At 61.1% G+C, this 19369-nt stretch carries 18 protein-coding genes; 16 read left to right on the top strand and 2 right to left on the bottom strand.

The features are described 5' to 3' along the window. The first annotated feature begins 10 nt into the window (after nt 1-10). The gene (locus E8E75_RS07960; RefSeq protein ID WP_153921122.1) at nt 11-613 is read left to right on the top strand and encodes an START domain-containing protein; all 603 of its coding nucleotides are present in this window, start codon (nt 11-13) and stop codon (nt 611-613) included. Nucleotides 614-679: 66 nt separating this feature from the next. On the opposite strand, the gene gltA is transcribed toward E8E75_RS07960, so the two are convergent. Then, nucleotides 680-1966: a citrate synthase gene (gltA, locus tag E8E75_RS07955; RefSeq protein ID WP_120651619.1), complete on the bottom strand. Its 1287-nt coding sequence runs from the start codon at nt 1964-1966 to the stop codon at nt 680-682. 362 nt (nt 1967-2328) lie between these two features. Here gltA and sdhC point away from each other — a divergent pair, with 362 nt between their 5' ends. The 12 genes from sdhC (at nt 2329) to E8E75_RS07895 (ending at nt 16552) form a co-directional block, all read left to right on the top strand. Continuing rightward, nucleotides 2329-2703, top strand: coding sequence for a succinate dehydrogenase, cytochrome b556 subunit (sdhC, locus tag E8E75_RS07950; RefSeq protein WP_120651618.1), 375 nt, complete (start codon nt 2329-2331; stop codon nt 2701-2703). Further along, nucleotides 2697-3065, top strand: a complete 369-nt coding sequence (gene sdhD / locus E8E75_RS07945; RefSeq protein ID WP_153921124.1) for a succinate dehydrogenase, hydrophobic membrane anchor protein — start codon at nt 2697-2699, stop codon at nt 3063-3065. The genes sdhC and sdhD overlap by 7 nt, the downstream gene beginning before the upstream one ends. A gap of 3 nt (nt 3066-3068) precedes the next feature. After that, nucleotides 3069-4841, top strand: a complete 1773-nt coding sequence (gene sdhA / locus E8E75_RS07940; RefSeq protein ID WP_120651617.1) for a succinate dehydrogenase flavoprotein subunit — start codon at nt 3069-3071, stop codon at nt 4839-4841. Between the two features lie 11 nt (nt 4842-4852). Further along, complete coding sequence (locus tag E8E75_RS07935) at nt 4853-5569, top strand: succinate dehydrogenase iron-sulfur subunit (RefSeq protein WP_120651616.1); 717 nt, start codon at nt 4853-4855, stop codon at nt 5567-5569. Between the two features lie 245 nt (nt 5570-5814). Further along, nucleotides 5815-8646 carry a 2-oxoglutarate dehydrogenase E1 component gene (locus E8E75_RS07930; protein ID WP_153921126.1) on the top strand — a complete coding sequence of 944 codons (2832 nt, stop codon included), beginning with the start codon at nt 5815-5817 and terminating at the stop codon, nt 8644-8646. Between the two features lie 44 nt (nt 8647-8690). Continuing rightward, a complete protein-coding gene (gene odhB, locus E8E75_RS07925; RefSeq protein ID WP_120651614.1) occupies nt 8691-9920 on the top strand; it encodes a 2-oxoglutarate dehydrogenase complex dihydrolipoyllysine-residue succinyltransferase in 1230 nt (409 codons plus the stop codon). 69 nt (nt 9921-9989) lie between these two features. Further along, the gene (lpdA, locus tag E8E75_RS07920) at nt 9990-11426 is read left to right on the top strand and encodes a dihydrolipoyl dehydrogenase (RefSeq protein WP_120651613.1); all 1437 of its coding nucleotides are present in this window, start codon (nt 9990-9992) and stop codon (nt 11424-11426) included. A 203-nt stretch (nt 11427-11629) separates the two neighbouring features. Beyond that, entirely contained in the window at nt 11630-12799 is a 1170-nt protein-coding gene (sucC, locus tag E8E75_RS07915) for an ADP-forming succinate--CoA ligase subunit beta (protein WP_153921128.1), read from the top strand. After that, a complete protein-coding gene (gene sucD, locus E8E75_RS07910; RefSeq protein ID WP_028629428.1) occupies nt 12799-13686 on the top strand; it encodes a succinate--CoA ligase subunit alpha in 888 nt (295 codons plus the stop codon). The genes sucC and sucD overlap by 1 nt, the downstream gene beginning before the upstream one ends. Before the next feature lie 309 nt (nt 13687-13995). Next, complete coding sequence (gene brnQ / locus E8E75_RS07905; protein WP_153921130.1) at nt 13996-15309, top strand: branched-chain amino acid transport system II carrier protein; 1314 nt, start codon at nt 13996-13998, stop codon at nt 15307-15309. Nucleotides 15310-15431: 122 nt separating this feature from the next. Further along, the gene (locus tag E8E75_RS07900; RefSeq protein WP_153921132.1) at nt 15432-16166 is read left to right on the top strand and encodes a DUF599 domain-containing protein; all 735 of its coding nucleotides are present in this window, start codon (nt 15432-15434) and stop codon (nt 16164-16166) included. Next, on the top strand, nt 16163-16552 hold the full coding sequence (locus E8E75_RS07895) for an MAPEG family protein (protein ID WP_120651609.1): 390 nt from the start codon (nt 16163-16165) through the stop codon (nt 16550-16552). Before E8E75_RS07900 ends, E8E75_RS07895 begins: the two co-directional genes overlap by 4 nt. 61 nt (nt 16553-16613) lie before the next feature. Here E8E75_RS07895 and E8E75_RS07890 read toward each other — a convergent pair whose 3' ends face one another. Continuing rightward, nucleotides 16614-16841 (bottom strand): hypothetical protein, encoded by a 228-nt coding sequence (locus E8E75_RS07890; protein ID WP_120655224.1) that lies wholly within the window; start codon nt 16839-16841, stop codon nt 16614-16616. Nucleotides 16842-17012: 171 nt separating this feature from the next. Here E8E75_RS07890 and E8E75_RS07885 point away from each other — a divergent pair, with 171 nt between their 5' ends. The 3 genes from E8E75_RS07885 to E8E75_RS07875 are packed head-to-tail and all read left to right on the top strand — an operon-like array spanning nt 17013 to nt 19196. Then, complete coding sequence (locus E8E75_RS07885; protein WP_120651608.1) at nt 17013-17468, top strand: PaaI family thioesterase; 456 nt, start codon at nt 17013-17015, stop codon at nt 17466-17468. Then, nucleotides 17465-17908 (top strand): PaaI family thioesterase, encoded by a 444-nt coding sequence (locus E8E75_RS07880; protein ID WP_120651607.1) that lies wholly within the window; start codon nt 17465-17467, stop codon nt 17906-17908. The genes E8E75_RS07885 and E8E75_RS07880 overlap by 4 nt, the downstream gene beginning before the upstream one ends. A gap of 40 nt (nt 17909-17948) precedes the next feature. After that, nucleotides 17949-19196: an MFS transporter gene (locus tag E8E75_RS07875; protein WP_153921134.1), complete on the top strand. Its 1248-nt coding sequence runs from the start codon at nt 17949-17951 to the stop codon at nt 19194-19196. The last annotated feature ends 173 nt before the right edge of the window (nt 19197-19369 follow it).

The raw sequence follows: 19369 nt of genomic DNA, 5'->3' as shown, positions 1-19369 counted from the left end.
AGGAGAAATCATGAGATTCAAGTTTGTGGCGTTCTGCGCCTTGGGGCTTCTGGCGGTCTCAGGTGCTCGTGCCGAGGACTGGAAGCTGGCTAAGGACGAGGAGGGCATAAAGGTTTTCCTCAGCGAGGTGCCGGGATCCAGGTACAAGGCCTATCGCGGCGTCGTGACCATGAAGACGGATATCGCAACCTTGCGTGCCTTGCAGGAGGATGTCTCTGGATCCTGCGCCTGGATTCATGAGTGCAAGGACCAGAAGCTGCTCAAGAGTGACGGGGCGCAGAGCTGGACTTACACCCGATTCAATACGCCCTGGCCGGTAACTCCGCGGGATTCGGTGTTGCACGTCACTTCTGAGTTTGGGGCAGACGGCAGTGTCACGCGCTTACTGGAAGGCGTGCCCAAGTACCTGCCTGAGACAGATGGTTATGTCCGGGTAACCCAGGTGGATGGTTTCTGGAAGCTTGTGCCTAAAGAAGCGGGGGAGGTGGAGGTGACTTACCAGGTGCATACCGAACCGGGTGGCAGCGTACCTTCCTGGTTGGCCAACAGCTTTGTGGTCGATGCACCGTTCAATACCCTCAAAGCGATGCGCCAGCGGGCGGAAAAGCGCTGAAAGGCTAGACGAAGTCGAAATAAAAAAGGCTGCCCATCGGCAGCCTTTTTTATTATGCGGTCGGCCTTACTTGCGGCCATCCAGCGAGACGAAGTCGCGCTTTTCGTAACCGGTGTACAGCTGGCGCGGACGGCCGATCTTGTACGGGCCGGAGAGCATTTCCTTCCAGTGCGAGATCCAGCCGACGGTGCGAGCCAGGGCGAAGATCACGGTGAACATGCTGGTCGGGATGCCGATGGCCTTCAGGATGATGCCTGAGTAGAAGTCGACGTTCGGGTAGAGGTTGCGCTCCTTGAAGTAAGGATCGTTGCGCGCAATCTCGTCGAGCTTCATTGCCAGCTCCAGCTGCGGGTCGTTGATGCCCAGCTCGGCCAGAACCTCGTCGCAGGTCTGTTTCATGACCTTGGCGCGCGGGTCGAAGTTCTTGTAGACGCGGTGGCCGAAGCCCATCAGTTTGAACGGGTCGTTCTTGTCCTTCGCCTTGGCGATGAACTTGTCGATGTTCGAGACGTCGCCGATCTCGTCCAGCATGCTCAGCACCGCTTCGTTGGCGCCGCCGTGCGCCGGGCCCCAGAGGGCGGCGATACCGGCAGCGATACAGGCGAAGGGGTTGGCGCCGGAGGATCCAGCCAGGCGTACGGTAGAGGTGGAGGCGTTCTGCTCGTGGTCCGCATGCAGGATGAAAATGCGGTCCATTGCCTTGGCCAGTACCGGGCTGATCGGTTTGATCTCGGCCGGGGTGTTGAACATCATGTGCAGGAAGTTTTCCGCGTAGTTCAGGTCGTTACGCGGGTACATCATGGGCTGGCCCATGGAGTACTTGTAGGCCATTGCCGCGATGGTCGGCATCTTGGCCACCAGGCGCATGGCCGAAACTTCGCGGTGCTGCGGGTTATTGATGTCCAGGGAGTCGTGGTAGAAGGCGGAGAGGGCACCGACTACGCCGCACATGATTGCCATGGGGTGGGCATCACGGCGGAAGCCGTTGAAGAAGCTCTTCAACTGCTCATGAACCATGGTGTGGTTCTTGATGGTGCCAACGAACTTGGCCTTCTCTTCAGCGTTCGGCAGTTCGCCGTTCAGCAGCAGGTAGCAGGTTTCCAGGTAGTCGGACTTCTCTGCCAACTGCTCGATCGGATAGCCACGGTGCAGCAGTACGCCCTTGTCGCCGTCGATGTAGGTGATCTTCGACTCGCAAGAGGCGGTCGACATAAAGCCAGGATCAAAGGTGAAGCAGCCCGTGGAGGTCAGGCCCCGCACATCGACTACATCGGGTCCCATGGTTCCGGACAGAACGGGCAGCTCTACGGGGGCTGCGCCCTCGATGATCAACTGCGCTTTTTTGTCAGCCATAGCGGCCTCCTAGTTATGCTTGAAATCATCAGACAGCCCCCCACGCAGGGCCCGGGACACTATAGAGGTATAAATTCGAATGTCAATTTGAAGAAACCCATGCGCCAGTGGGGTTTGCGTGGGTTTTTCGGCGCAAAAAGTGGGGCTATTTACGCCTTTTATATAGGCAGCGCAATCCGCTTTTAGGGGCAGGCGTTTGCATTGTCATTAGTCAGCTAACTGTCTATACTCAGCGCCCGATCGCCAGGGGCCCTGGGCCCATATTCTGGAGGTCGGCACTCCCTTTGGTGAGGGGTACCTGATCAGTGCACTTCCCGACAACTTGCCCTGTTTGTTAGGGGCCTCAGTGTGAAAAAAAAGCCGTGAATAGCCAACGACCTGTAAACCTAGATCTCAGGACCATCAAACTCCCCATCACTGCTTACACGTCCATCCTGCATCGTATCTCTGGCGTCATCCTCTTCTTCGGCATTGCCGTGCTGCTGTTCGCACTCGACAAATCGCTGAGCTCCGAGGAAGGCTTCGAGCAGGTCAAGGCGTGCCTGACCAGTCCGCTGGCCAAGCTGGTGGTTTGGGGCCTCCTGTCCGCGTTGCTTTACCACTTGGTCGCCGGTGTGCGCCATCTGGTAATGGATGTGGGCGTCGGCGAGACGCTCGAGGGCGGCAAGCTGGGCTCGAAAATCGTCATCGTAGTTTCTGCGGTGCTGATCGTGCTGCTGGGGGTGTGGATATGGTAACCAACGTTACGAACTTCTCGCGTTCGGGTCTTTATGACTGGATGGCCCAGCGTGTTTCTGCGGTCGTTCTCGCGGCTTATTTCCTTTTCCTGCTGGGCTGCCTGCTGTTCAATCCGGGTCTGACCTATGCCGAGTGGCACGGTCTGTTCTCCCACACCGCGATGCGCATCTTCAGCTTGCTTGCCCTGGTCGCCTTGAGCGTCCACGCCTGGGTCGGCATGTGGACCATCTCCACCGACTACCTGACGCCGATGGCGCTGGGCAAGGCGGCGACTGTCGTGCGTTTCCTGTTCCAGGCGGTATGCGGCATTGCGATGTTCGCGTTCTTCGTCTGGGGCGTGCAGATTCTCTGGGGTGTGTGATCCATGTCTAGCATTCGTACTCTTTCTTTCGACGCCATCATCGTAGGTGGCGGCGGCGCCGGCATGCGTGCTGCGCTGCAACTGGCCCAAGGTGGTCACAAGACCGCCGTGGTGACCAAGGTCTTCCCGACCCGTTCCCATACCGTGTCCGCCCAGGGCGGCATCACCTGCGCCATCGCTTCGGCCGACCCGAACGACGATTGGCGCTGGCACATGTACGACACCGTCAAGGGTTCCGACTACATCGGTGACCAGGACGCTATCGAGTACATGTGCTCCGTGGGTCCGGAAGCCGTGTTCGAGCTGGAACACATGGGCCTGCCGTTCTCCCGTACCGAGCAAGGCCGCATCTACCAGCGTCCGTTCGGTGGCCAGTCCAAGGACTTCGGCAAGGGTGGCCAGGCTGCCCGTACCTGCGCCGCAGCCGACCGTACCGGTCACGCCCTGCTGCACACCCTGTACCAGGCGAACCTGAAGAGCGGTACCTCGTTCCTCAACGAGTGGTACGCGGTTGATCTGGTGAAGAACCAGGACGGCGCAGTGGTTGGCATCATCGCCATCTGCATCGAGACCGGCGAAACCGTTTACATCCGTTCCAAGGCCGTTGTTCTGGCCACTGGCGGTGCAGGTCGTATCTACGCCTCCACCACCAACGCCCTGATCAATACTGGCGACGGCGTGGGCATGGCCCTGCGTGCTGGTGTGCCGGTCCAGGACATCGAGATGTGGCAGTTCCACCCGACCGGTATCGCCGGTGCAGGCGTGCTCGTGACCGAAGGTTGTCGCGGCGAGGGTGGTTACCTGATCAACGCCCATGGCGAGCGCTTCATGGAGCGTTATGCTCCGAACGCCAAGGACCTGGCTGGCCGCGACGTGGTCGCCCGCTCCATGGTGAAGGAAGTGATCGCCGGCAATGGTGTGGGCCCGAACAAGGACCACGTACTGCTGAAGCTCGACCACCTGGGTGAGGAAGTTCTGCACAGTCGCCTGCCCGGCATCTGCGAGCTTTCCAAGACCTTCGCGCATGTCGATCCGGTCGTCGCACCGATTCCGGTTATCCCGACCTGCCACTACATGATGGGCGGCGTTGCCACCAACATTCATGGCCAGGCCATCACCCAGGACGCCAACGGCAACGACACCATCGTCGAAGGCCTGTTTGCAGTGGGCGAAGTGGCTTGCGTATCGGTACACGGTGCCAACCGTCTGGGCGGTAACTCCCTGCTCGACCTGGTTGTATTCGGCCGTGCTGCTGGTCTGCACCTGGAAAAGGCGCTCAAGGAAGGTATCGAGGCGCGCGGCGCCAGCGAGACCGACATCGAGCAGTCGCTCAAGCGCCTGTCCGGCGTCAACGAGCGTACCAGCGGCGAAGAAGTTGCCCCGCTGAGGCGCGAGCTGCAGCAGTGCATGCAAAACTACTTCGGTGTATTCCGTACCGGCGAATACATGCAGAAGGGTATTGCTCAGCTGGCTGAGCTGCGTGAGCGCATCGCAAACGTCAAGATCAACGACAAGTCTCAGGCCTTCAATACCGCGCGTATCGAAGCTCTGGAGCTGCAGAACCTGCTGGAAGTCGCCGAAGCGACCGCGATCGCTGCGGAAGTCCGTAAAGAGTCCCGTGGCGCCCATGCCCGCGAAGACTTCGAAGACCGCGACGACGAGAACTGGCTGTGCCACACCCTGTACTTCCCGGGTGATAAGCGCGTTACCAAGCGCGCCGTCAACTTCGCGCCGAAGACCGTTCCGGCGTTCGAACCCAAAGTACGTACTTATTAAGGGTGGCCGACATGTCCAAGACTCTTACTGTCAGCGTCTATCGCTACAACCCGGAGCGCGATAGCGCTCCGACCATGCAGGATTTCCAGGTCGACACCGACGGCAAGGACGTAATGGTCCTCGACGTACTGGCGCTGATCAAAGAGCAGGACGAGGGTTTCTCCTACCGTCGTTCCTGCCGTGAAGGCGTCTGCGGTTCCGACGGCATGAACATCAACGGCAAGAACGGCCTGGCGTGCATCACTCCCCTGTCCGCCGCTGGACTGAAGGGCGGCAAGCTGGTGATTCGCCCGCTGCCGGGCCTGCCGGTCATACGTGACCTGGTCGTCGATATGAGCATCTTCTACAAGCAGTACGAGAAGGTGAAACCCTTCCTGCAGAACGACACTCCGGCTCCGGCCATCGAGCGTCTGCAGTCCCCGGAAGAGCGCGAGAAGCTCGACGGTCTGTACGAGTGCATTCTCTGCGCTTGCTGCTCGACCTCTTGCCCGTCCTTCTGGTGGAACCCTGACAAGTTCCTCGGTCCCGCCGCACTGCTGCAAGCCTATCGCTTCCTGGCTGACAGCCGCGACAACAAGACCGAAGAGCGACTGGCTGCGCTGGACGATCCGTTCAGCGTGTTCCGTTGCCGCGGCATCATGAACTGCGTGAACGTTTGCCCGAAGGGACTGAACCCGACCAAGGCGATCGGTCACGTGCGTAACATGCTGCTGCAAAGCGGTACCTGATTCGATTGCTGTACCCGCAACACCTGCGACACCGGCCTGGCCGGTGTCGCAGTAAAACCAGGAACGCAGCTCACAAAGCCGTGTTCCTTATTTGAAAAATATATAGATGACCAGCAGGGGCAACCGGGCTGGTGCCCGGACTATCTGCGGGATCCTTGGTGGCTTTACCGAAGTCGCTGTGCCAGGACTTTTAAGCCCTAGTGGTGTCCATGCCGATGGTGTCCCCTTATCGAGGGTGACAAAGCATGCAAGAAAGCGAAATGCAGCGCATGTGGAACAGTGCCCACCTATCCGGTGGTAACGCTGCATATGTGGAGGAGCTCTATGAGCTCTACCTGCACGATCCCAACGCTGTGCCCGAAGAGTGGCGCACCTACTTCCAGAAGCTGCCGACCGACGGCAATCTTGCCACCGACGTTTCGCACTCCACCATCCGCGATCATTTCGTCCTGCTCGCCAAGAACCAGCGCCGCGCTCAGCCGGTTTCCGCTGGCGCTGTAAGCAGTGAGCACGAGAAGAAGCAGGTAGAAGTCCTGCGCTTGATCCAGGCTTTCCGCATGCGCGGCCACCAGGCATCCAAGCTCGATCCGCTTGGTCTGTGGCAGCGTCCGGTTCCGGCTGACCTGTCGATCCGTCACTACGGACTGACCGATGCCGACCTCGATACCACCTTCCGTACTGGTGAGCTCTACATCGGCAAAGAAGAGGCTACTCTGCGTGAGATTCAGCAGACCCTCAACGAGACGTATTGCCGCACCATCGGTGCCGAGTTCACCCACATCGTCGATTCCGAGCAACGCAAGTGGTTCCAGCAGCGTCTGGAGAGCGTGCGCGGCCGTCCGGCGTTCTCGCCGGAAGTCCAGAGCCATCTGCTCGAGCGTCTGACCGCTGCCGAGGGGCTGGAGAAGTACCTGGGCACCAAGTACCCGGGCACCAAGCGTTTCGGCCTGGAGGGTGGCGAAAGCCTGATCCCTCTGCTGGACGAGATCATCCAACGCTCCGGCTCCTACGGCCTGAAAGAAATCGTCATCGGCATGGCTCACCGCGGCCGTCTGAACGTATTGGTCAACACCTTCGGCAAGAACCCGCGCGACCTGTTCGACGAGTTCGAAGGCAAGAAGACCGAAGGCTTGTCCTCCGGTGACGTGAAGTACCACCAGGGCTTCTCCTCCAACGTCATGACCCCGGGCGGCGAAGTTCACCTGGCGCTAGCGTTCAACCCGTCCCACCTGGAAATCGTTTCCCCGGTGGTCGAGGGTTCCGTTCGTGCCCGCCAGGACCGTCGCCAGGACAAGAGCGGTGACAAGGTTCTGCCGATTTCCATCCACGGCGACGCCGCTTTCGCTGGTCAGGGCGTGGTCATGGAAACCTTCCAGATGTCGCAGACCCGTGGCTACAAGACGGGCGGCACCATTCATCTGGTGATCAACAACCAGGTTGGTTTCACCACCAGCCGTCCGGAAGACTCGCGCTCCACCGAGTACTGCACCGACGTCGCCAAGATGATCCAGGCGCCGATCCTGCACGTAAACGGCGACGATCCGGAAGCCGTACTGTTCGTTACCCAGTTGGCTGTCGATTACCGCATGCAGTTCAAGCGTGACGTGGTCATCGACCTGGTCTGCTATCGCCGTCGTGGTCACAACGAAGCCGACGAACCGAACGGTACCCAGCCGCTGATGTACCAGCAGATCAGCAAGCAGCGCACCACTCGTGAGCTGTACGCCGACGCCCTGAGTTCGTCCCGTGTGCTCGACACCGCCGCCATCCAGGCCAAGGTCGACGAGTACCGCACTGCCTTGGACAACGGCCAGCACGTGGTCAAGAGTCTGGTCAAGGAGCCCAACAAGGAGCTCTTCGTCGACTGGCGTCCGTACCTGGGGCACGCCTGGACCGCGCGCCACGACACCAGCTTCGAGCTGAAGACCCTTCAGGAACTCTCCGCCAAGCTGCTGGAGATTCCGGAAGGTTTCGTGGTCCAGCGCCAGGTCGCCAAGATCCTCGAAGACCGCCAGAAGATGGGCGCCGGTGCGATGCCGATCAACTGGGGCTACGCCGAGACCATGGCCTACGCGACCTTGCTGTTCGAAGGCCATCCGGTCCGTATCACCGGCCAGGACGTCGGTCGCGGCACCTTCTCGCACCGCCATGCGGCGCTGCACAGCCAGAAGGACGCCAGTACCTACCTGCCGCTGCAGCACCTGTTCGCTGACCAGCCGAAGTTCGATCTGTACGACTCCTACCTGTCGGAAGAGGCCGTGCTGGCATTCGAATACGGTTACTCCACCACCACGCCGAACGCGCTGGTGATCTGGGAAGCCCAGTTCGGTGACTTCGCCAACGGCGCCCAGGTTGTGGTTGACCAGTTCATCACCAGCGGCGAGCACAAGTGGGGTCGTCTGTGCGGCCTGACCATGCTGCTGCCGCACGGCTACGAAGGCCAGGGACCGGAGCACTCCTCCGCGCGTCTGGAGCGCTACCTGCAACTGTGCGCCGAGCACAACATCCAGGTTTGCGTACCGACTACCCCGGCGCAGGTCTACCACATGCTGCGTCGCCAGGTGATCCGCCCGCTGCGCAAGCCGCTGGTTGCCCTTACTCCGAAGTCCCTGCTGCGCCACAAGCTGGCCATCTCGACCCTGGAAGATCTGGCGGAAGGCTCGTTCCAGACCGTCATTGGCGAGATTGATGCGATCGAGCCGAAGAAGGTCGACCGCCTGATCCTGTGCAGCGGCAAGGTCTACTACGACCTGCTGGAGAAGCGTCGCGCCGAAGGCCGCGAAGATATCGCCATCGTGCGTATCGAGCAGCTGTATCCGTTCCCCGAGGACGATCTGGCCGAGGTTCTGGCTCCGTACAAGAACCTCAAGCACATCGTCTGGTGCCAGGAAGAGCCGATGAACCAGGGCGCCTGGTACTGCAGCCAGCACCACATGCGTCGCGTCGCGGCAGCCCACAAGAAAGGGCTGTTCCTCGAGTACGCGGGTCGTGAAGGTTCTGCAGCTCCGGCTTGCGGCTACGCCTCCATGCACGCTGAGCAGCAGGAAAAACTGCTGCAAGATGCCTTTACTGTTTAACGCCTTCGCGCTGAAGAAACCGAATTAGATAGGAACCCTGAATAATGGCTATCGAGATCAAAGCCCCCACTTTCCCGGAATCGGTTGCCGACGGCACCGTGGCTACCTGGCACAAGAAGCCGGGCGATGCGGTCAAGCGTGACGAACTGATCGTCGACATCGAAACTGACAAGGTGGTCATGGAAGTCCTCGCTGAAACCGATGGCGTCCTGGCTGAAATCGTCAAGAACGAGGGCGACACCGTGCTCAGCGGCGAGCTGCTCGGCAAGCTGAACGCCGGCGCCGCTGCCGCCGCCCCGGCCGCTGCTGCTCCGGCAGCCGCACCCGCGGCCCAGGCTGCTGCTCCGGCAGCCGCTGCTGCCGACGACGCCATCCTTTCCCCGGCCGCCCGCAAGCTGGCTGAAGAGAACGGCATCGACCCGAACAGCATCGCCGGCACTGGCAAAGGCGGTCGCGTGACCAAGGAAGACGTGGTTGCTGCTGTCGAAGCCAAGAAATCCGCTCCTGCCGCTGCCCCGGCCGCCAAGCCCGCAGCCCCGGCTGCCGAGGCTCCGGTCTTCGCCGCTGGCGACCGCGTCGAGAAGCGCGTACCGATGACCCGCCTGCGTGCCAAGGTCGCCGAGCGTCTGGTCGAAGCCCAGTCCACCATGGCCATGCTGACCACCTTCAACGAAGTCGACATGACCGAAGTCATGGCGCTGCGTTCGAAGTACAAGGACCTGTTCGAGAAGACCCACAACGGCGTGCGCCTGGGCTTCATGTCCTTCTTCGTCAAGGCCTCCGTCGAGGCGCTGAAGCGCTTCCCGGCGGTCAACGCTTCCATCGACGGCAACGACATCGTCTACCACGGCTATCAGGACATCGGCGTAGCCGTTTCCAGCGACCGTGGCCTGGTGGTTCCGGTCCTGCGCAATGCTGAGCTGATGAGCCTGGCCGAAGTCGAGAATGGCATCGCGACCTTCGGCAAGAAGGCTCGTGAGGGCAAGCTGTCCATCGACGAGATGACTGGTGGCACCTTCACCATCACCAACGGCGGCACCTTCGGCTCGATGATGTCGACCCCGATCGTCAACCCGCCGCAGGCCGCCATCCTTGGCATGCACAACATCATCCAGCGCCCGATGGCCATCAACGGTCAGGTTGTTATCCGCCCGATGATGTACCTGGCTCTGTCCTACGACCACCGCCTGATCGATGGCAAGGAAGCTGTAAGCTTCCTGGTGACCATTAAAAACCTGCTGGAAGACCCGGCTCGTCTGCTGCTGGACATCTGATCGGCAGTCTCTCTTTACGGCGGCCCCCCTTACAGGGGCCGTCCGGTTTCATATGAGAAGGAATGAGTTATGACCCAGAAATTCGACGTGGTAGTGATTGGTGCGGGCCCCGGCGGCTACGTTGCCGCTATCAAGGCAGCTCAGCTCGGCCTGAAAACCGCCTGCATCGAGAAGTACCAGGACAAGGAAGGCAAGACCGCACTGGGCGGCACCTGCCTGAACGTCGGCTGCATTCCGTCGAAGGCGCTGCTGGACAGCTCCTACAAGTACCATGAGGCCCACGAGGGCTTCAAAATCCATGGCATCGAAGCCAAGGGCGTCACCATCGACGTTCCTGCCATGGTCGGTCGCAAGAACACCATCGTTAAGAACCTGACCGGCGGCGTCGCTACCCTGTTCAAGGCCAACGGCGTCACCCTGCTGGAAGGCCACGGCAAGCTGCTGGCCAACAAGCAGGTCGAAGTCACTGGTTCCGACGGCAAGGTGCAGATCGTCGAAGCCGAGAACGTGATCCTCGCTTCCGGCTCCAAGCCGGTAGACATCCCGCCGGCCCCGGTTGACCAGGACGTGATCGTCGACTCCACCGGTGCGCTGGACTTCCAGGCCGTTCCGAAGAAGCTGGGCGTTATCGGCGCCGGCGTCATCGGCCTTGAGCTGGGTTCCGTCTGGGCTCGCCTGGGTGCTGAAGTGACCGTCATCGAAGCACTGGACAAGTTCCTCCCGGCCGCTGACGAGCAGGTTTCCAAGGAAGCCCTGAAGGTCCTCACCAAGCAAGGCCTGAAGATTCGTCTGGGTGCCCGCGTGACCGGTTCCGAAGTGAAGAAGAAGCAGGTCACTGTGAACTTCACCGACGCCAACGGCGAGCAGAAGGAAACCTTCGACAAGCTGATCGTGGCCGTGGGCCGTCGCCCGGTAACCACCGATCTGCTGGCTGCCGACAGCGGCGTTACCCTGGACGAGCGCGGCTTCATCTTCGTCGATGACCATTGCAAGACCAGCGTTCCGGGCGTTTACGCCATCGGCGACGTGGTACGTGGCGCCATGCTGGCCCACAAGGCCTCGGAAGAGGGCATCATGGTCGCCGAGCGCATCGCCGGCCATAAAGCCCAGATGAACTACGACCTGATCCCGTCGGTCATCTACACCCACCCGGAAATCGCGTGGGTCGGCAAGACCGAGCAGACCCTGAAGGCCGAAGGCGTTGAAATCAACGTCGGCACCTTCCCGTTCGCCGCCAGCGGTCGTGCCATGGCTGCCAACGACACCGCTGGTTTCGTCAAGGTGATCGCCGATGCCAAGACCGACCGTGTGCTGGGCGTCCACGTAATTGGCCCGAGCGCTGCCGAACTGGTCCAGCAAGGTGCCATCGGCATGGAATTCGGCACCAGTGCCGAAGACCTGGGCATGATGGTCTTCTCGCACCCGACCCTGTCCGAAGCGCTGCACGAAGCGGCCCTCGCTGTGAATGGCCACGCCATCCACATCGCCAACCGCAAGAAGCGCTGAGCAAGACCTCCTGCACAGACCGCGCAAGTGGCCAGTGCAGGATCCGGAACCACGGCGGGTTGCCCGTCGTGAGTTGCGGCCGACAAGGCAGCAGCTCACCGCGGAAAGCCCGCCGGACTGCCTTCAACTGCAGTCACAGGTGGCGCGGCACCACGAATGCAGCGCCGAAATGCGCAATACCTAAACGAAGACGGTAGACAAGCATGAATCTCCACGAGTATCAGGGTAAGCAGCTGTTCGCTGAATACGGCCTGCCCGTATCCAAGGGCTTTGCCGTAGACACCCCGGAAGAAGCCGCAGAAGCCTGCGAAAAAATCGGTGGCAGCGAATGGGTTGTCAAAGCTCAGGTCCACGCTGGCGGCCGCGGTAAAGCGGGCGGCGTGAAGCTGGTCAAGAGCAAGGAAGATGCCAAGGCCTTCGCCGCCAACTGGCTGGGCAAGCGCCTGGTGACCTATCAGACTGACGCCAATGGTCAGCCGGTCAGCAAAATCCTGGTTGAATCCTGCACCGACATCGCCAAGGAACTGTACCTGGGCGCCGTGGTAGATCGTTCCAGCCGCCGTATCGTGTTCATGGCTTCCACCGAAGGTGGCGTGGACATCGAGAAAGTAGCTCACGACACCCCCGAGAAGATCCTCAAGGCCACCATCGACCCGCTGGTCGGTGCTCAGCCGTACCAGGGCCGCGAGCTGGCATTCCAGCTGGGCCTGGAAGGTGACCAGGTCAAGCAGTTCACCCACATCTTCGTTGGCCTGGCCAAGCTGTTCCAGGATTACGACCTAGCCCTGCTGGAAGTGAACCCGCTGGTAATCAAGGCAGACGGCAACCTGCACTGCCTGGACGCCAAGATCAATATCGACAGCAACGCCATGTACCGTCAGCCCAAGCTGCGCGCCATGCACGACCCGTCCCAGGACGACGCTCGTGAAGCCCATGCGCAGAAGTGGGAACTGAACTACGTAGCCCTGGAAGGCAACATTGGCTGCATGGTCAACGGTGCCGGCCTGGCCATGGGTACCATGGACATCGTCAACCTCCACGGCGGCAAGCCGGCCAACTTCCTTGACGTTGGCGGCGGCGCGACCAAAGAGCGCGTGACCGAAGCGTTCAAGATCATCCTCTCCGACAGCAACGTGCAAGCCGTTCTGGTGAACATCTTCGGCGGTATCGTCCGCTGCGACATGATCGCCGAAGGCATCATCGGTGCCGTGAAGGAAGTAGGCGTGAAGGTTCCGGTCGTGGTTCGTCTGGAAGGCAACAACGCTGACCTCGGTGCCAAGGTACTGGCCGAGAGCGGTCTGAACATCATCGCGGCGACCAGCCTGACCGACGCTGCACAGCAAGTCGTCAAGGCCGCGGCGGAGGGCAAGTAATGAGCGTCCTGATCAACAAAGACACCAAAGTCATCTGCCAGGGCTTCACCGGTAGCCAAGGTACTTTCCACTCTGAACAAGCCATCGCCTACGGCACCAAGATGGTTGGCGGCGTGACCCCCGGCAAGGGCGGCACCACTCACCTGGGCCTGCCGGTGTTCAACACCGTCAAGGAAGCGGTTGAAGCCACTGGCGCCGAAGCTTCGGTGATCTACGTTCCGGCTCCCTTCTGCAAGGACTCCATTCTGGAAGCGGCCAACGGCGGCATCAAGCTGATCGTTTGCATCACCGAAGGCATTCCGACCCTCGACATGCTGGACGCCAAGGTCAAGTGTGACGAGCTGGGCGTACGCCTGATCGGCCCGAACTGCCCGGGCGTGATCACTCCCGGCGAGTGCAAGATCGGCATCATGCCGGGTCACATCCACCTGCCGGGCAAGGTAGGCATCGTGTCGCGTTCCGGCACCCTGACCTATGAAGCCGTGAAGCAGACCACCGATGCCGGCTTCGGCCAGTCCACCTGCGTGGGCATCGGCGGTGACCCGATCCCGGGCTCCAACTTCATCGACATCCTGAAGCTGTTCCAGGAAGACCCGCAGACCGAAGCCATCGTCATGATCGGCGAAATCGGCGGTTCCGCTGAAGAAGAAGCTGCTGCCTTCATCAAGGCCAATGTCACCAAGCCGGTGGTGTCCTACATCGCTGGTGTGACTGCACCGCCCGGCAAGCGCATGGGCCACGCCGGCGCCATCATCTCTGGTGGCAAGGGCACCGCGGACGAGAAGTTCGCCGCCCTGCAGGACGCTGGTGTGAAAACCGTGCGTTCCCTGGCCGACATTGGCAAGGCCCTGGCCGAGCTGACCGGCTGGGAAGTCAAGAACGCCTAAGGCGACTTGATGCTCCCAACAAAGGCCACCCTCGGGTGGCCTTTGTCGTTATGGGTGCAACCTTTTCTCGAGAAAGTGCAACCGCCTGTCGGGCAAGCGACAGAAACGGTTGCTACTCCGACAACCTGATCCACGTCAGGCGTTGCACCCGGTAAAATCAGTAGGGTTGCAACCGTGCCGCTCACCATGCTCCACAAGGGCGAAGGTCGGGCACTAGCGATCAATCCCAAACGGATGGATGACGTTTCCCCCGACCCAATCGGGAAACCCCTTCGGTAAACCCTGTTTCAGCGATGTGGTAATTCCCCAATGAAATCCTTGAAAGGCCAGGACATCCTGGCACTTGGCTTTATGACATTCGCCCTGTTCGTCGGGGCCGGCAATATCATCTTCCCTCCTATCGTTGGCCTGCAGTCCGGTCCCCATGTCTGGATGGCGGCCCTGGGCTTCCTGATCACCGCGGTTGGTCTTCCTGTCGTGACGGTGATCGCACTGGCCAAGGTCGGTGGTGCCATGGACTCCCTCAGCAGCCCGATCGGAAAAACGGCCGGCGTATTGCTGGCGGCAGTCTGCTACCTCTCGGTTGGCCCGCTGTTCGCGACTCCGCGTACCGCCACCGTTTCCTTCGAAGTGGGCCTGGCGCCCTTGACCGGCGATACACCGGTGGCTTTGTTCGCCTACAGCCTGGTCTACTTCCTGGTGGTCCTCGCGGTTTCCCTCTACCCGGGCCGCCTGCTGGACACTGTTGGTCGCGTGCTTGCGCCGATGAAGATCATCGCTCTGGCTATCCTCGGCATTGCTGCGTTCATGCTGCCGATGGGTGATATCGGTGATGCCACCCCGGCCTACCAGGCCGCCCCGTTCTCCCAGGGCTTCATCAATGGCTACCTGACCATGGACACCTTGGGTGCACTGGTGTTCGGTATTGTCATCGTCAATGCCATCCGCTCTCGTGGCGTCGAGTCGCCGCGCCTGATTACTCGCTACGCGATCATCGCTGGCCTGATCGCCGGTGTGGGCCTGGCGCTGGTGTACATCAGCCTGTTCCGCCTGGGGGCCAACAGCCATGACATCGCCGGTGAAGCCGCCAACGGTGCAGCGGTGCTGCATGCCTATGTGCAGCACACCTTCGGCAACCTCGGCAGTACCTTCCTTGCACTGCTGATTTCCCTGGCGTGCCTGGTAACGGCGGTCGGTCTGACCTGCGCTTGTGCAGAGTACTTCAGCCGCCTTCTGCCGCTTTCCTACCGCAGCCTGGTAATCATCCTGGCCGTCTTCAGCCTGCTGGTATCTAACCTCGGCTTGACCAAGCTGATCCAGGTTTCGGTGCCGGTGCTCACGGCGATCTATCCGCCGTGCATCGTGTTGGTCGCGCTTAGTTTCTGCTGGGGCCTGTGGCACTCGCCGGGTCGCGTGGTGGCGCCGGTGATGCTGGTGTCGCTGCTGTTCGGCCTGATCGACGCGCTCAAGGGTGCTGAGCTGGCCGGCTGGATGCCGCAGTGGCTGTCCCATCTGCCGCTGTCCGAGCAAGGCCTTGCGTGGTTGCTGCCCGCTGTCGCCGCATTGGCCGTGGCCAGCTTCTGTGATCGCCTTCTGGGTAAGCCGGTGGAAGTGGCCGCCTGAAACCGTCTCCGCGAGAAAGGCCGCCTCAGGGCGGCCTTTTTGTTGCCATAAGCATCCATTAGAAGCTGCAGGGACGTGCTTGCGGGTCGCTATAATCGGTCGTGTTCTTAAAAGGAATTCGCATGTCCACGATCCTGCGCAATTGGCCTCACTTGGTGGCCATCCTCTGGTTCATCACCTGTTGGGTGGGATACACCCGTTACGCCATATGGAAGGGGAGGGATACCGCCTGCCTGGCGTCGGTCCTTCACCTTTATCGAGAGGACTGGATGCGCCGTCTGCTGCTACGTGACAACCGCATCGCCGATGCCAGTGTGATTGGCAACCTGGAGCGCAACGCGTCTTTCTTCGCCTCCAGCACCTTGATCATCCTGGCCGGCATCCTTACCGTGCTGGGATCCACAGACCGTGCTGTATCGGTGCTGGCCGACCTTCCGTTCGTGCAGCCCGCCAGCCGCGGCATCTCCGAACTCAAGCTGCTGGGCCTGGCAGTGGTTTTCGTCTATGCCTTCTTCACCTTCAGTTGGTGCATGCGTCAGTACAACTTTGCCGCCATCCTCGTGGGATCGGCGCCGATGATTGGTGAGAAGCATGTCAGCGAACAGGAAAGAAAGGCCTTTGCAGAGCGAACTGCCCGTGTCATTTCGCTGGCGGCAAACCAGTTCAACTTCGGCCTGCGCAGCTACTATTTCGGCCTGGCTATGCTGGCGTGGTTCATCAATCCCTGGTTCTTCGTGATTGTGACCACCGGCGTTGTACTGGTGCTGTACCGGCGCGAATTCCATTCCGATGTGCTGGATGTGATGGTCTATACGCCGACCCAGGCGCTGGAAGCGCCCAAGGAGAAAGTCGAATGAGTATTCCGTTCTGGTGCCTGTTCTTTGCCGCCTTGCTCATCTACCTGGCGAAGATTCCTGTGGCCAAAGCCATGCGGGAGGAGGGCAGGGGCTACGACAATCATCACCCGCGCGCGCAGCAGGCACGGCTTACGGGTTTTGGCGCACGAGCGGTGGCGGCGCATCAGAACAGCATCGAGATGTTCCCGCTGTTCGCCGCGGGTGTGCTCATGGCGCACGTCACCCAGACCCACGGTTGGTTCGTCGACCTGCTGGCGATCATCTTCATCGTCTCGCGGGTCCTGTACCTGTTCCTCTACTGGAATGACAATGCCAGCCCGCGCAGCCTGGTCTGGGCCGTCGGCCTGATTTGCTGCCTGTTGCTGATGCTCAGCCCCGCGCTTTGATACCCTTGGATACGACAAGGCCCGCACAAATGCGGGCCTTGTGGTTTCTGCTGCCGGGAGCTTACTGGCTCTTTTCCTCGGTCGGCGCGGTGTCCGGAGCGGCCGGAGCAGGTTCGCTGGGAGCCGGTGCGGCCTCGGGAGCCGGTGCCGGAGTCGGCGCGGTTGCCGGTGCGCTCGGCTGGGATTCGGTTGCCGGGGCAGCCGGTGCCTGAGCCTCTTCCTTCTTGTCGCAGGCGGCGAGACCAAGGCTTGCAGCCAGGAGCAGGGCGAGAGACAGGGTTTTCTTCATCATTGAGCCTCCATGTGTGGCTTTTCCTCATCGATAGCCGTTGGAGTTTATGACCGGTTTCTAAGTTCCGCACTAATTGCAAAAAGCATGACTGGGCGGTCTCCCACGGCGGAAGCAGGTGGGGCAGGGTATGATTCGCCTCCTTGCTCATATTCCGCCAAGGTTGCAGTCATGACGGACAACACCCTCATCGAACGGGCGCAGCGCTTTCTTGCCGTGCTGCGCCATTGCCAGGTGCTCGGTCTCAGCGTGCACGAAGCCACTCCCCAGGGCCTGACCCTGCGCCTACCCTACAGCGCGCAGATCATAGGCAATCCGGAAACGGGCGTGATCCATGGTGGCGCTATTACCACTCTTATGGACACCACCTGCGGCATTTCGACCGTTTGCGTGCTGCCGGAGTTCGAGATCTGTCCGACCCTGGACCTGCGCATCGACTACATGCATCCGGCCGAGCCGCACAAAGATGTCTTTGGCTTTGCCGAGTGCTACCGGGTTACTCCCAACATCATCTTCACCCGAGGCTATGCCTACCAGGACGACCCGACCCAGCCCATCGCCCACGTGGTGGGCGCATTCATGCGGATGGGTAAGCCCGGACAGCTGAAGCAGGGAGGTGCGGCATGAGCCTCGATCTGAATGCCCTGGTGCGCGAAGCCCACGAGAAGAACGATTACGACTCGCTGGTGTGCCTTATTCCCTACGCCAAGCTGATCGGCATGGAATGCCTGCGCCTGGGGGATGACATGGTGTTCCGCCTGCCGGCGAACAAGGACAACATCGGCAATCCGACCCTGCCAGCTATCCATGGCGGTGTGATCGCCGGCTTCATGGAGCACGCCGCGATGCTCCATCTGCTGATGTTCATGGGCACGCCACATATGCCCAAAATCATCGACTTCTCGATAGATTACCTACGCGCCGGGCACTATCGTGACACCTACGTCCAATGCCAGGTCTGGCGACAAGGCCGCCGTGTCGCCAACGTCGCCATTACTGCCTGGCAAACCACCCAGACCGAACCCATCGCCACCGCGCGCGCCCACTTCAAGGTCGACGAATCCTGAGGCGTGCCAGGCGCGTCCGGTCGCTTACAAGGAAAGCCCGATGGTTGCGTTACTCATACTTGGTGGCCTGCTGCTGATCATCATCGGCCTCGTCTGGCTGGTGATGCTCGCGTTCGGTACCAGCCTCTTCTGGGGCTTCGGTAGCCTGCTGCCGCCGGTGACGGTGGCCTACGTGCTCTACCATTGGCGAACCGCGCGAAAGGCCGTGGCCTTCGGGGCCATGGGCTTCATACCGTTTGTGGTGGGCCTGACCATGCTCGCCGCGCAGGACCCGGAGCGACTGCAGGCGATCTTCAGCTTGCGCTGGCTGGCTGACGAGCAGCAGACGGTTTCCGAGCTGGATATCCGCATCAAAGGCGAACTCAACGGGCAGCGCTTCGCTCCGCTTCAAGCCGAACTGGTGGATGGAGTTCTCAGCCTGCGTGAGGGCCAGGACTTCTACGCCCGTCGCGAGCTCACCATCCGTGTGGGCAACCAGCCGCAGGGGGCTCTGCGCCTGGATGTGCTGCCCAAAGATGCCGGCCCGCAGCCGGAAGTGGAAATCAGTTGGCTGCTGCCAGAGCAGGAACTGCCCGAAGCCCGGCGCATCCCCCGCGGCTACACGCTGCACCTCGATCTTCAGCCGGTCGCACCGAATCGCTTGGCGGGTGACTTCCACCTGGTGCTACCACCGAAATTCGCGACCACGCTTTCCGGCCACCTTGAAGTCTTCACCGACCGCCTGCGCTACCGCGACGGCCTGGTGGATACGACCTTCGACTCGCGCGATACGCTGGCCTATGTGATCCGCGATTACTTGCAACGTCGATTCGTCACCCGCGATGTCGAACTGGCCCAGCTGCCATCCGTCAGCCTGCCGGCACGTGAGTTGGACGTCGAGGTGGAAGCTCGTGTCGACGGCCAGAGCCAGCACCTGTCACTTCAGCTGGTAAAGAGCGAGAGCCGGGGCTGGCGCGTGGGTCGTGACAGTTTCCCGCCGTTGGCAGTGTCCAGCGCAGACGCCCAGGCGTCGGGCGAGGCGCAGGAGCCTGCGCCACAGGCGGACAGCGCGGGTCCGTTGGATCGCCGCCTGCGCTTCTCCCTGCAACGCTTGCTGAGCGACCCCGGCGAGTACCAGGAGCTCAGCATGCGCGTGTACACGGTACGCGGTAGCACCGCCGAAGGCCGCTTCGCCGGCCTGGATCGTGACGGCCGCGTCCTGATTCGTCGCAACCTCGGTGGGGCAGGGGCTGCCAGCTTCAGCTTCGAGCTCGACGAGGTATCCCACGTCGAGCTGCTCGAACCCTGAGTCCGGACGGAAGCGCCGCTCTGGCGAGCATCGCTGGCCAGGCTGGGCACCGCTTGCGGGCATGCCGAGTGACACCCAGCCTGTGATGTATCGAGAGCGAGGTTCCTTCCGCTTTCGCTAAGCACTTGAAATCCTTGTCTAAGGCCCCATCTGGATGTGATCCGCCGCTGTAA

The organism is Pseudomonas sp. BN606, assembly GCF_029873115.1.
Lineage (GTDB): Bacteria > Pseudomonadota > Gammaproteobacteria > Pseudomonadales > Pseudomonadaceae > Metapseudomonas.
This window is presented reverse-complemented; position numbering and strand designations above follow the sequence as displayed.

Coding starts and splice junctions, on each gene's coding strand:
- E8E75_RS07960 (WP_153921122.1), top strand. CDS start 11: ATGAGATTCAAGTTTGTGGCGTTCTGCGCCTTGGGGCTTCTGGCGGTC.
- gltA (WP_120651619.1), bottom strand. CDS start 1,966: ATGGCTGACAAAAAAGCGCAGTTGATCATCGAGGGCGCAGCCCCCGTA.
- sdhD (WP_153921124.1), top strand. CDS start 2,697: ATGGTAACCAACGTTACGAACTTCTCGCGTTCGGGTCTTTATGACTGG.
- sdhA (WP_120651617.1), top strand. CDS start 3,069: ATGTCTAGCATTCGTACTCTTTCTTTCGACGCCATCATCGTAGGTGGC.
- E8E75_RS07935 (WP_120651616.1), top strand. CDS start 4,853: ATGTCCAAGACTCTTACTGTCAGCGTCTATCGCTACAACCCGGAGCGC.
- E8E75_RS07930 (WP_153921126.1), top strand. CDS start 5,815: ATGCAAGAAAGCGAAATGCAGCGCATGTGGAACAGTGCCCACCTATCC.
- odhB (WP_120651614.1), top strand. CDS start 8,691: ATGGCTATCGAGATCAAAGCCCCCACTTTCCCGGAATCGGTTGCCGAC.
- lpdA (WP_120651613.1), top strand. CDS start 9,990: ATGACCCAGAAATTCGACGTGGTAGTGATTGGTGCGGGCCCCGGCGGC.
- sucC (WP_153921128.1), top strand. CDS start 11,630: ATGAATCTCCACGAGTATCAGGGTAAGCAGCTGTTCGCTGAATACGGC.
- sucD (WP_028629428.1), top strand. CDS start 12,799: ATGAGCGTCCTGATCAACAAAGACACCAAAGTCATCTGCCAGGGCTTC.
- brnQ (WP_153921130.1), top strand. CDS start 13,996: ATGAAATCCTTGAAAGGCCAGGACATCCTGGCACTTGGCTTTATGACA.
- E8E75_RS07900 (WP_153921132.1), top strand. CDS start 15,432: ATGTCCACGATCCTGCGCAATTGGCCTCACTTGGTGGCCATCCTCTGG.
- E8E75_RS07895 (WP_120651609.1), top strand. CDS start 16,163: ATGAGTATTCCGTTCTGGTGCCTGTTCTTTGCCGCCTTGCTCATCTAC.
- E8E75_RS07890 (WP_120655224.1), bottom strand. CDS start 16,841: ATGAAGAAAACCCTGTCTCTCGCCCTGCTCCTGGCTGCAAGCCTTGGT.
- E8E75_RS07885 (WP_120651608.1), top strand. CDS start 17,013: ATGACGGACAACACCCTCATCGAACGGGCGCAGCGCTTTCTTGCCGTG.
- E8E75_RS07880 (WP_120651607.1), top strand. CDS start 17,465: ATGAGCCTCGATCTGAATGCCCTGGTGCGCGAAGCCCACGAGAAGAAC.
- E8E75_RS07875 (WP_153921134.1), top strand. CDS start 17,949: ATGGTTGCGTTACTCATACTTGGTGGCCTGCTGCTGATCATCATCGGC.